Source organism: Pueribacillus sp. YX66 (assembly GCF_041725775.1).
GTDB lineage: Bacteria > Bacillota > Bacilli > Bacillales > UBA6769 > Pueribacillus.
On the sequence record NZ_JBEUEL010000004.1, the window covers coordinates 55,831 to 68,176 of the forward strand.

Annotated in this window: 13 protein-coding genes; 11 read left to right on the forward strand and 2 right to left on the reverse strand. The window is 38.7% G+C overall.

Annotated features, from left to right (window positions below):
* Positions 1-5: 5 nt before the first annotated feature.
* From ABU914_RS02985 to ABU914_RS03010, 6 genes are all read left to right on the forward strand, one after another.
* On the forward strand, positions 6-848 hold the full coding sequence (locus tag ABU914_RS02985) for a fumarate hydratase (protein WP_379668273.1): 843 nt from the start codon (positions 6-8) through the stop codon (positions 846-848).
* Between the two features lie 12 nt (positions 849-860).
* Positions 861-1,415 (forward strand): Fe-S-containing hydro-lyase, encoded by a 555-nt coding sequence (locus ABU914_RS02990; RefSeq protein ID WP_379668274.1) that lies wholly within the window; start codon positions 861-863, stop codon positions 1,413-1,415.
* Positions 1,416-1,508: 93 nt separating this feature from the next.
* Complete coding sequence (locus ABU914_RS02995) at positions 1,509-1,703, forward strand: hypothetical protein (protein ID WP_379668275.1); 195 nt, start codon at positions 1,509-1,511, stop codon at positions 1,701-1,703.
* A gap of 19 nt (positions 1,704-1,722) precedes the next feature.
* Positions 1,723-2,790: a tartrate dehydrogenase gene (locus tag ABU914_RS03000; RefSeq protein WP_379668276.1), complete on the forward strand. Its 1,068-nt coding sequence runs from the start codon at positions 1,723-1,725 to the stop codon at positions 2,788-2,790.
* 27 nt (positions 2,791-2,817) lie between these two features.
* On the forward strand, positions 2,818-3,495 hold the full coding sequence (locus ABU914_RS03005; RefSeq protein WP_379668277.1) for a GntR family transcriptional regulator: 678 nt from the start codon (positions 2,818-2,820) through the stop codon (positions 3,493-3,495).
* Between the two features lie 124 nt (positions 3,496-3,619).
* Positions 3,620-4,807 carry a CaiB/BaiF CoA transferase family protein gene (locus ABU914_RS03010; protein WP_379668278.1) on the forward strand — a complete coding sequence of 396 codons (1,188 nt, stop codon included), beginning with the start codon at positions 3,620-3,622 and terminating at the stop codon, positions 4,805-4,807.
* Between the two features lie 44 nt (positions 4,808-4,851).
* Here ABU914_RS03010 and ABU914_RS03015 read toward each other — a convergent pair whose 3' ends face one another.
* Positions 4,852-5,892 carry a DctP family TRAP transporter solute-binding subunit gene (locus ABU914_RS03015; protein WP_379668279.1) on the reverse strand — a complete coding sequence of 347 codons (1,041 nt, stop codon included), beginning with the start codon at positions 5,890-5,892 and terminating at the stop codon, positions 4,852-4,854.
* 257 nt (positions 5,893-6,149) lie between these two features.
* On the opposite strand from ABU914_RS03015, the gene ABU914_RS03020 reads away from it, so the two are divergent.
* From ABU914_RS03020 to ABU914_RS03040, 5 genes are all read left to right on the forward strand, one after another.
* Positions 6,150-6,647 (forward strand): TRAP transporter small permease, encoded by a 498-nt coding sequence (locus tag ABU914_RS03020; protein ID WP_379668280.1) that lies wholly within the window; start codon positions 6,150-6,152, stop codon positions 6,645-6,647.
* Positions 6,635-7,900, forward strand: a complete 1,266-nt coding sequence (locus ABU914_RS03025; RefSeq protein ID WP_379668281.1) for a TRAP transporter large permease — start codon at positions 6,635-6,637, stop codon at positions 7,898-7,900. Before ABU914_RS03020 ends, ABU914_RS03025 begins: the two co-directional genes overlap by 13 nt.
* 24 nt (positions 7,901-7,924) lie before the next feature.
* Entirely contained in the window at positions 7,925-8,752 is an 828-nt protein-coding gene (locus tag ABU914_RS03030) for an HpcH/HpaI aldolase/citrate lyase family protein (protein ID WP_379668282.1), read from the forward strand.
* Between the two features lie 611 nt (positions 8,753-9,363).
* Positions 9,364-10,143, forward strand: a complete 780-nt coding sequence (locus ABU914_RS03035) for an enoyl-CoA hydratase/isomerase family protein (RefSeq protein WP_379668283.1) — start codon at positions 9,364-9,366, stop codon at positions 10,141-10,143.
* 19 nt (positions 10,144-10,162) lie between these two features.
* Positions 10,163-11,128, forward strand: a complete 966-nt coding sequence (locus ABU914_RS03040) for an NAD(P)H-dependent flavin oxidoreductase (RefSeq protein ID WP_379668284.1) — start codon at positions 10,163-10,165, stop codon at positions 11,126-11,128.
* A 38-nt stretch (positions 11,129-11,166) separates the two neighbouring features.
* Here the strand turns inward: ABU914_RS03040 and ytvI are convergent, their stop codons facing one another.
* The gene (gene ytvI / locus ABU914_RS03045) at positions 11,167-12,285 is read right to left on the reverse strand and encodes a sporulation integral membrane protein YtvI (protein WP_379668285.1); all 1,119 of its coding nucleotides are present in this window, start codon (positions 12,283-12,285) and stop codon (positions 11,167-11,169) included.
* Between the last annotated feature and the right edge of the window lie 61 nt (positions 12,286-12,346).

Genomic DNA, 12,346 nt, shown 5'->3' on the forward strand with positions numbered 1-12,346 from the left:
TAACGATGAGAGAAATCCATTTTGATGAGATCGTTGAGAAAGTTGCTCAGCTTTGTATAAAGTCAAACTATGAGTTAGGCGAAGATGTCATGCAAGCGTTTCGCTCGGCATTAAAATCGGAAAAGTCTGAAATGGGAAAAGATATTATAAACCAATTAATTGAAAATGCGAACATTGCAAAACACGATCAAGTTCCGATGTGCCAAGATACAGGAACTGCTGTCTTTATCGTTGAGCTAGGTCAAGATTGTCATATTATTGGTGGTCAGCTAAAAGCTGCAATTAATAAAGGAGTAAAAAAAGGCTACGGTGAAGGGTATTTGCGTAATTCAATCGTGCACGATCCGTTAAATCGAAAAAATACTGGTGACAATACGCCTGCCATTATTCACATTGAAATGGTCGAAGGAGATCAACTCGCACTTCATATGACTGCTAAAGGAGGCGGTGCTGAAAATATGAGTGCGTTAAAAATGTTAAAGCCTTCGGATGGGATTGACGGGGTGAAAGATTACATTATCGATATCGTGAAGGAAGCAGGGCCAAATGCGTGTCCGCCGCTCGTCGTCGGTGTCGGAATAGGAGGCAATTTTGAACGGTGTGCCTATTTAGCAAAACGGTCGTTATTTCGGCCGTTAGGTGAACGGCATCAAGAACGTCACATTGCCGAGCTTGAAGCTGAGCTTATTCGTACAATTAACCGTCTCGGAATTGGCCCGCAAGGAATGGGTGGAAGTACGACAGCACTAGATGTCAAAATTGAAGCAGAACCATGCCATATTGCTGCGCTCCCAGTTGCAGTTAATTTAAATTGCCATGCAAGTCGGCATAAAACAGCAGTATTGTAGGTGATGATGAATATGCAAAAACATATTTATTTACCATTAAACGATAAGTCGATTCACACACTGCGAGCAGGAGAAAGAGTGTTGCTATCAGGAACCGTTTATACAGCGAGAGATGCTGCTCATAAACGGATGATTGAGCAACTTCAAGACGGCAAACGACTTCCGTTTGATGTGAACCGACAAGTCATTTATTACGTTGGACCGACGCCAGAAAAACCAGGTCAAGTGATTGGTTCAGCTGGTCCGACGACGAGTTCACGGATGGACAAATATACACCTGCACTTTTAAATCTAGGTTTAAAAGGAATGATTGGAAAAGGCTACCGAAATGAAGATGTGAAACGAGCTATCGTTAATAACAAAGCTGTCTATTTCGGATCAATCGGTGGCTCTGCAGCTCTTATTTCTCGTTCAATTAAAGCTGTGGAAGTCGTTGCTTACGAAGAATTAGGTACAGAAGCGATTCGGAAATTAACGTTAGAAAAGTTTCCGTGCATCGTTTTATATGATGCATTTGGCGGCGATCAATATGAGATTGGCAAGAATATGTATCGTGAATTAGAATAGGGAGGAGATGCTTAATCGAAAATTGTAAATATCGTCGAAAAAGCAGTACCGATAAAATCGGAAATCCGTAATGCATATGTCGATTTTTCTAACATGAGTGCGTCTGTTGTTGCCATTATTACTGATGTGATGAAAGATGGAAAGCCCGTTATCGGTTACGGTTTTAACTCTAACGGTCGCTATGCATCGAGCGGTCTATTGAGAGAACGTTTTATTCCAAGACTTCTTGAAGCGAGTCAAGAAGACATTTTAAATGATGACGGGACAAACTTTGATCCGCATAATTAACTTACGAGGGTGTGACAACTTGAAAAATTATAAGATAGCTGTTATCCCAGGGGACGGGATAGGAAGAGAAGTCGTTCCTGTCGCGCTTGACGTATTAGAAGCGATAGCAAAGAAACATAACTTCTCGTTTTCGTTCACACAATTCCCTTGGAGTTGTGACTATTATTTAGACCATGGAGAAATGATGCCATCTGATGGGCTAGAGCAATTAAAGAGTTTTGATGCGATCTTTCTTGGGGCAGTCGGAGATCCGAATCTTGTTGAAGACCACATATCACTGTGGGGACTGTTACTAAAAATTCGTCGAGAATTTCAGCAATCGATCAATATTCGTCCTGCTCGCTACTTCGAAGGATTAACATCACCACTTGCTGATCCGAAAAACTTTGATCTCGTTGTCATTCGAGAAAATAGCGAAGGTGAGTATAGTGAGGTTGGTGGTCGGATACATAAGGGTGACGATGAAATTGCGATCCAAAATGCGATTTTTACGCGTAAAGGGGTCGAAGCTGCGATGCGGTATGCATTCAAAATTGCAGGCGAACGCCGAGGACATGTGACAAGTGCAACGAAATCAAATGGAATATTCCATACGATGCCGTTTTGGGATGAAGTGTTTGATGTCGTGAAAGAAGAATATCCAAATATGAAAACGTCAAAGACCCATATTGACGCATTGGCGGCATTTTTTATTAGCCGTCCAGAAGATTTTGATGTCGTGGTAGCAAGCAATTTATTTGGTGATATTTTAACAGACATTGGCGGTGCAATTATGGGAAGTATTGGAATTGCTCCTGCTGCGAATATTAATTTAACAGGAGAATATCCTTCCATGTTCGAACCCGTCCATGGGTCTGCACCGGATATTGTCGGAAAAAACATTGCGAATCCGATCGGGCAAATTTGGACAGCCAAAATGATGCTTGATCATTTTGGCGAATTTGAAGCGGGAGAAGAAGTTCTTACCGCAATCGAGCATGTGACAAAAAGCGGAATAAAAACACTAGACATTGGTGGAAATGCGACAACAGACGAAGTTGCGAATGCTATATGTGATTTTATAAAAAAGGATGTTACGCCATCATAAAGGGTGTAATTTGTTGGGGGAATAGTAATGGATAGTTTTCGCTTATCTGATCTCGATCGAGCAACACTACAATATAAAGTAACGTCAAAATTACGTGAAGCGATTTTAAAAGGGGAATTTAATATGGGGGATCGGCTCATTCAAGAAGAATGGGCTGAGAAATTAGGGGTTAGTCGAATGCCAATACGAGAAGCCCTTAGGCAATTAGAAGTAGAAGGTCTCGTAAAAATTGAACCGCGGCGTGGAGCGATCGTAACCCCGATATCAGTTGAAGATATTGAAGAAATCTATCAATTGCGTGCATTACTTGAAGGTAAAGCTGTTGTAATGTCGTTACCGAACTTAGATGATGATGACATTCAAGAATTAGAAAGCTTGCATCTGAAAATGACGAAGTTACGTGCAGATGATAGCGATGTTGAAAAGTACATGGAGCTAAACAATAAGTTCCACCAGATTCTTCGTTCAGGGTGTCCGTGGCGAAGAATTCACGGGATTATCGATACTCTTTGGAAAGGTATTCCACCGTATACGCCAAGCCTTCTTATTAATCATGTGAACGATTCAATGAAAGAACATGAACAAATGGTTCAATATGTAAAAGAAAATGAGCCAGAGAAGTTAGAAGCTGTCGTAAAAAAACATATATTGCGAACGCGAAATAATTTGATCAAAGTCGTTAGTCGTCAGGATGAGAACAGCTAATCAGCCGTATCTCATCTTTTTTCATGATAATTAAAACCAAAAAATCTGATTATATAGACAAATGAGAATGTATCCAGTATCCTAATACATAGAGTAATACTTTTTATAAGGGGAGTTGAGAAAGTTGGCAGGTCCATTACATGGTATTCGTGTCGTTGATGTGACGACGAACATTTCAGGCCCGAGCTTAACGATGATTTTAGCTGATTTAGGTGCAGAAGTCATCAAAATCGAACGTCCGAATCGTGGAGATGATTCGCGAATGATGGGTCCATTATGGGAAGGTGAAGGCGTTTATTATTTAAATATTAACCGTAATAAACGTTCTATCGTTATCAATTTACAAGAAGAAGAAGGTAAGCACGTCGTTTATAACTTTGTGAAAGACGCTGACGTTTTCGTTGAGAATTTTCGCTACGGTAAAGCAGAAAAGTTAGGATTTGGTTATGACAAATTAAACAAACTTAATTCGAAACTTATTTACTGTTCACTTTCAGCGTACGGTCAAAAAGGCGAGAAAAAATATAAGCCTGGTTACGATGCGATTATTCAAGCCGATACGGGAATAATGGGGATAAATGGGTCAGAGAAAGCAGGACCTGCAAGAGCAGCCGTATCGATTTTAGATCAAGGAAGTGCAATGTGGGGAGCAATCGGTATTATTTCAGCACTTTATGAACGGAAAAAGACAGGAAAGGGTCAAAAAGTAACGACCTCTTTATATGAAACAGGTGTGTTTTGGATGGGCTATCATATGCTGGCGTATATGGCGACAAAGACCGAGCCTAAAAAAATGGGTTCTAACCATGCTGCGTTTGCACCGTATGGAGCGTTTGAAACATCTGACGATCCAATTATGATCGGTGTATCGAACGATTCGTTATTTGAAAAAGTTTGCCGTGTGATTCAAAAGGAAGAATGGATAACCGATGACCGATTTTGTACGAATATTAAGCGAGTAAAAAATCGTACCGAGCTTAACGAATTGCTTGAAAACCAATTTAAAACGAACAGCTCGGCGTACTGGCTTGAAAAATTTGATAAAGAAGGCGTTCCTTGTTCTATTATTCAAAACGTTTCATCTGTATTACAAGATAAACAACTCGAAAGCTTAGAGATGCTAGCAAGTGCTAACCATCCAAAAATAAGTGATTTGAAACTCCCTAGACTGCCAATTCGTCTCTCAAACTCCACGTTAGAAATAAAAAAATCACCGCCACTCTTAGGTGAGGATACGGTTCAAATTTTAAAGGAACATGGCATAAACGATGAACATATTCAAATATTATTGAATAAAGGGATTATTCAATAAACAAAGCAGGGTTGCTTAATTTTTGTTAAGCAACCCTGCTTGATTTAATTTCCTGACACGTCTTTTACAGCTTCATAAACATCCGCACCAATTTGGTCTTCGAACTTATCATAAATTGGTTCTAACGCTTCACGGAAGGCGGCAACTTGCTCATCTGTTAATTCAATGATTTCTACTTGTCCACGTTCTTTTAACGTTTCGTAAGCAGCATCATTTAGTGCTTTCGCTTCACTTCTTGCCACGTCTGTTCCTTTTTTAACACCTTCTTCAACGATTTTTTTTGTTGTATCATTCAAGTTTTCCCAAAATGTCGTATTCGTAAAGATGGCATAATCGACACGTGTATGATTCATGACAGTCATATATTTTTGAACTTCATCAAATTTTCTTGATTCGATGTTACTAAATGTATTTTCTTGCCCATCGATTACTCCTTGATCGAGTGCGGTGTATAATTCATCGAATGGGATCGATTCTGAGCCCGCTCCTAGTGCTGTATAAACAGCTTCTAAAACTTGTCCTCCTTGCGTACGGAATTTCATTCCATTGACATCTTCAGGCTTTTCAATCGGTTTATTATTATTTGTTAAATGTTTACCACCGTTTGGCCACATGTATAATCCAATGACACCATCATCTTCTAAACTACTTAAGATTTCTTGTCCTTTTTCTCCGTCCCAAAATGCAATTGCCTCTTCGTCATTTCTGAACGCAAATGGTAATGAAGGAACGTTAAATTGTGAGTTGTTCCCGACAAATTTTGAAAGGTCTGGTGCAATAAATTGAACATTGTTTGCTACGAGGTTTTGATATTCATCTTGGTCACCAAATAAAGAACTCATCGGATAAATTTCAACTTTGATTTTACCGCCAGATTCTTCTTCGATGTACTCCTTCATCGCTAAAGCCCCTTGATGTTTTGGTGTGTTTTCAGCAACAACGTGTGAAAATTTAATCGTAATCTCTTGAATTTCCTGATCATTCGTATTTTTTTCACTTGCAGTTGGCTCATTGCTGTCATCGCCACAAGCGATCAATACGCTCAGCAGCAAAAATACAAATAAGACTATAAACTTACTTTTCAATCAAAACCCCCCTCATTTAAAATAAATGATTAAACCGTTGTTTTAAAAAATATTAAACCACCCCCTAAATGGTTTTTGGATACATACAGTCAGAGAGATTTTAACATAACTAAAATAGTAAGTAAAGTTTGAATATTGTAAATATCATCTTGTTGTTTAAAAACGTATGGATTATTATAGATTTAAATAGTATCCAAAATACAAACTGTTTTTGTTAGCGCTTACATTAGTATTGTATAAAGGAAGGTGGGGGAATTATGAAGGTTTTAACGAAAATTGAAAACTTTTTTGCTGCTTTGTTTTTTATTAGTGGTATTGCAGTTAGTCTTTATGCCGTTTTTATGCGTTATATTATTGGGCATTCACAAAGTTGGGCAACGGAAATATTCACGATGCTACTCGTATGGGCAATATTTATTGGGTTTGCGACGGCGCTACGTGATAATGCGCATATTGCGATTGACATTGTTTATGATCGGGTCGGTCCCAACGTGAAAAAAATTTTTGAAATTGTCACTCTCATCTTCGGTATTAGTTTTTCTATCTTTTTTATTTGGACGGGGACGCAAATGGTCCTCGCAGCATACAGTCAAGGCATAAAAACGATTGATGCTGGCTTTCCAATTTGGATTTATTATTTAATCATGCCAGTCGGAGGTCTCTTGTTACTCATCCGATTTATTGAAAAAGCGTTTCGTTTTTTTACGAAAGATGTGACGACAGAAACGGAGGTTGAATCGGAATGGCAACAATAATTTTATTAAGTCTTTTGTTTATTTTAGCCTTCTTGAGAGTGCCAATCGCAATTAGTTTAGGAATTTCAAGCATTGTTGCTTTATGGATAGTTGATTTCTCAATTAGTACAGTCGTGCAAAAAATGTTTACAGGTGTGAACAGTACGACATTAATGGCGATACCGGGCTTCGTATTTGCTGGGTTGATTATGGCAAAAGGCGGAATTTCCAAATATCTTATTGATTGCATTCGTGCATGGATTGGACATACACGTGGTGGATTAGCCGTCGTTACGATTGTGACATGTATGGTATTTGCAGCGATTTCAGGTTCAAGTCCTGCTACTGCTGCTGCGATCGGAGCTATTATGATTCCAATGATGATCAATGCAGGCTATGAGAAAAAATATGCGATGGGACTTGTAGCGACTGCAGGAACGTTAGGTATTTTAATTCCACCATCCATTCCACTCATTTTATATGGATCAGTTGCAGAAGAGTCAACAGGAAAGTTGTTTTCTGCAGGAATTTTTCCAGGGTTGTTACTCGGTGGTATGCTTATTGTAATGGCAATATTTACTGCCTATCGGAAAAATTATGGTGGGCTTGAACGAGTTCCTATTCAAGCAAGATGGAAACCAACGGCGAAAGCAATCTGGGGTTTAATAATGCCAGTGTTGATTCTCGGAAGTATTTATAAAGGCATTGTTACTCCGACAGAGGCTTCGTTTCTTTCTGTCCTTTACGCTCTCATCGTATCCTTTTTTATCTATCGTGAATTAACGTTGAAAAAATTACATGCGATTGTATTAGAATCAATCAATACGACAGCGATGATCTTTTTAATTATAGCATCTGCAATCGTATTCGGTATGTTTTTAACGACGGAGCAAGTGCCACAACAATTTGCAGCATGGGTGAGTGAAAGTGGATTTAACAAATGGACATTTCTCATCGTTGTAAGTATTTTATTTTTCATCCTTGGTATGTTTTTAGAGCCAACGGCGATTATTTTAATTACGCTACCGATATTTCTGCCCATTTTGCATACGCTCGATATTAATGTTATTCATTTTGCAATTATTATGGTAGTAAACATGGAATTAGGTATGATTACACCGCCAGTCGGGCTAAATTTGTTCGTTGTAAGTGGAATTGCAAGGGAAAAAGTCGAAAGTGTGATTCGCGGCGTTGTTCCGTTTTTCGGCATATTTGTACTCGTCTTAATTGCCATTATATTATTCCCAGAAATCTCTCTGTTTTTAACGAAGTAACAAACATGAGATGAGGTGATAGATTTGGAAAAGTCATATTTATTCGTACCTGCAAGCAAACCTGAGCGCATCGCTAAAGCGTTACAAACGAAGGCAGACGCGATCATTATAGATTTAGAAGATGCCGTGGCTTTAGCTCAGAAAGATTCAGTCCGGCGCTCTCTGACAAAAGCGATTCCAAAGTTTCAACACGTTCAGAAAAAAATCATTTTACGTATCAATGACCGAACCACTCCATTTTGGAAAGCTGACGTTCAGTTTGCAGCTCGTTATGAATTTTTAGGTGTCATGTTGCCGAAAGTAAATGGACCTGAAGATGTAAAGGCGCTAGCCACTTATTTACATGAGAATCAAGAAATTATTCCATTAGTTGAAACAGCAAAAGGCATCCAATTTGCCTATGAAATTGCAACAGCGTCACCGGCTACTTCAAGGTTGGCGTTCGGTGCAATCGATTACTGTTTAGATTTAGGGATTTCCGTTTCACCTACAAGTGAAGAACTTCTATATCCGCGATCACGAGTTGTCGTTGCATCTAGAGCGGCAGGGTTAATACCACCTATTGATACTGTATTTGCTAATTTTGTAGATATCGACGGACTTGTAACGGATGCGAAACGTGCGAAACAGTTAGGCTTTCAAGCGAAGCTTTGTATTCACCCTAAGCAACTTGACGTTGTAAACGAAGTATTTCTACCTACTGAAGTTGAACTAGAATGGGCATTTCAAGTTGTTTCTGCTTTTGAGCAAGTGGAGAAAGAAGGAAGTGGCTCGATTCAGTTGAATGGTAAAATGGTTGATTATCCCGTTTATAAACAAGCAATACAAATTATTCAACGTTCACGTTTATAGTTTTGTGTTAAATCTTTTGATTCAATAAGCTTTTTTCCTTGCCAACCAATAAAGGGTGATTGCATATGCATAAAATAAATTTAAATAATGGATGAATTTCATGGACTATCTTTAGTTTTGACATTTTGTATATAAATGTGACGAATAGTGGTGTTTGTTGGTAACAGAGTATTCTATTACTGGTAACGTATAGGGAATGTTCATGACGTGTCTCCAATATAAGCCAGAGTAGTAAGGGGGAAAGCTTATCAAAATTGAAAGTCACGTTAAGAAGTCTTTTCCTCTTTCTAGGAGTATCTTTTGCGTTTAGACCGTGATTGGAATGCTGCAGTCAACATCAAACGTGAAGGGTTGCGGCTGTTAACATAGAGAATGGAAAAGGGTTTCGTATCATAAGGTGCGCTTACGTTAGAAGCCCCACTTTGAAGTAAAACGTAGATGGGTTCACTAAGTAATCATTGTACAGGCATGGCTAGATTTTGTACAACAGTCTTTTCAATTGAATAGTTGTAATATACGTTGTAGCATTCACAGTTTATGATTTTTGGGTGGAACTATTTTAAAATAAACTATATTATGAAAATGAAATAGAAAATAGGGAGGATGATAAGATGACATATTCTTACATTAAAGAAGAAGTAAGAGATAAAACGTTACTGATTACGTTAAATGCGCCAGAAAAGCGAAATGCTTTAATTATGGAAATGCGAAATGAATTACTTGAATCGTTAGAACAAGCGGAACACGATGACAATATTCGCTGTATTGTATTAACAGGAGAAGGAAAAGCTTTTTCGGCAGGCGGTGATTTGACAGCGCTTAAAGAATTGAAAGCTTTAGAAGGTAGAAAAAGATTGCAAGCTTCACAGCCATTAATGATAAAGATGCTTGAAATTGAAAAACCGATCATTGCAGCAGTAAATGGAGCAGCTGCAGGAGCGGGCTTTAGTTTAACATTGTTATGTGATTTTATCGTTGCTTCTGATAACGCTTTCTTCGTACAAAGTTTTGTAAATGTAGGTTTGGTTCCTGATTTTGCAGCGATGCACTTTCTTCCAACGTTAATTGGGATGCAAAAAGCAAAAGAATTAATGTTTCTCGGTGAACGGATTACAGCTGAAGAAGCAGAGCGGATTGGGATTGTAAACCGAGTCGTTCCTGCAGGAAGTTTGCTAGACGAAACGATGAAAATTGCAGAAACGATGGCGACAAAAGCACCAATTTCAATCGGGATGACGAAGAAAATTATGAATCATCACCTTAACCGTGATTTAAAAACGTTATTAGAAATGGAAGCACAAGGCCAAGACATTTGTTTTCAAACAGAAGATTTTAAAGAAGGTGTACAAGCCTTTTTTGAAAAAAGAGAACCTCAATTCAAAGGGAAATAACGAAGGGAGAGTCATTGGAATGAAGACAAGAATTACAGAGTTGCTCGGAATTGAGTACCCGATTATTTGTGGAGGCATGTTTCAAGTCGGACGCGCAGAGCTTGCAGCGGCTGTTTCGGAAGCGGGAGGACTTGGGATTATTACATCAAAAACGCAAGGGACGCCAGAGAGACTGCGTGCTGAGATTCGTAGAGTGAAAGAACTTACGAATAAACCGTTTGGGGTAAATTTAAACCTTTTTCCAAGCACAACACCGACACCGAATGAAGAATTTATTCAAGTGATGATTGAAGAAGGAGTCAACATCGTTGAAACGAGTGGAAGAAGCCCTGAACCACTCATGAAGCTGTTAAAAGATAATGATTTTATCGTGATGCACAAAGTCGTCGGACCTCGCTATGCAAAAACAGCCGAGCGTTTAGGCGTTGATGCTGTCATCGTCGTTGGAAATGAGACGGGCGGTCACCCTGGAATGAGCGATGTCGGAACACTTGTCATTCTTCCGCGTGTCGTAGATTCAGTGTCGATCCCTGTCATTGCTGGGGGTGGATTTGCTGATGGGAGAGGACTTGTAAGTGCGCTCGCATTTGGCGCTGAAGGTGTCTTAATGGGAACACGCTTTATGGCGACGAAGGAAGCCCCGATTCACGAGAATGTGAAAAATTGGATGGTTGAAGCGGACGAAACGAACACAATCGTTGTGCAGAGAAGTATTGGAAGTCCGTCACGTGTCGCTGTTAATACAGTGAGCGAAGAAGTGGATCGTCTCGAAAAAAAAGGAGCGACATTAGAAGAACTCATCCCATTTATTACAGGCCAAAGAAGCAAAGACGTCTATTTTGAAGGGAATATTGACGGCGGGATTTGGTCATGTGGTCAATCCGTTGGTTTAGTGGATAAAGTGCTTTCTGTCGAAGAGCTTATTCAACAAATGGTTGCTGAAGCGAAACGTTCAATGAAGTTTATTCAAGAGAGAGTGCTGTAATCATACTATTAGTAAAGGACATCCGAACTAGATGTCCTTTACGTTTGTGGTTTCCCTATAATAAATCTCCATGCTTCTTCAAACACTCCCGCATTGAAAAGTGTTTTTCCAACGACAAGCAAGACAGGACCGAGAATTAAACCGAAAAAACCGAATAATTTAAAGCCAACAAATAAAGCAATTAACGTCGGTAATGGATCGAGTCCAATATTGGAAGAAAGTACTTTCGGTTCCATCACTTGACGCTGGACAACGACAATGCCATACAAGACAGATAGACCGATTGTTAAAAAGTAATTTTCAGCAAAAAAACTGTAAATAATCCAAGGGACGAAAATAAGTCCTGTCCCTAAATAAGGTAATAAATCTACGAGTCCAATAATGAGTGCAATCGTGATCGCATAATCTACTCGCAAGATTAACAAGCCGACGAGTACGATAACAGCTGTTATTGAAATGAGTGTCAATTGGGCTTTAATAAAACCAAACAGTGCTGTCCGTAAGCCTTCGTATACATTGCCTCCACTTTCAAGTGCTTTTTTCGGTGTGATTTTTCGAAATGTTTCTTTTAATTTATACCAATCTTTGCTTATGAAAAATGTAGCTAATATGGAGATGATTAGACCTGTTGCAAAATTAGGTAGGCTCATAAAAAAAACGGACAAACCTGTAGCAAACGCTTGAACGCCATTTTTAACGCTTTCTGTTAATTGTTGACCCATCGCTTCAATATTTTTAACGACCGTATTTTGAGATGATGGATCTAAACTATCAAACATCGTTAACAACTGATTATAGATTGGTAAGATATTCGTAAAGAAAAAGTTCTCCAAATATTGAACGAGCATTTGGAAATTTTCTGGAACAATTTCGACTAAATATTCAATCCCGTTTACCGCTTCAATGACAATGATTGTAACGAGACCTGCAAACACAGAAATAATCAACAGCATCGTTAATAAAACAGAAAACAATCGATTCATTTTCCACTTTCGTTCAAAAAAATTAACGAGTGGATTCATAAAAAACGCAACGGCAAACGCAATGATGAAAGGATATGTCACTTTTGCGGTATAATAGATGAGAATGAAACTGAGAAAAATTACAACAATAAGAAATAGAAATCGTAAAACACTATGCAATACTTTTTGATTCATCCACTGAACCACCTTTTCTAAAACTTACCAACCAGCTGAATACGTATATTTTATAACATTT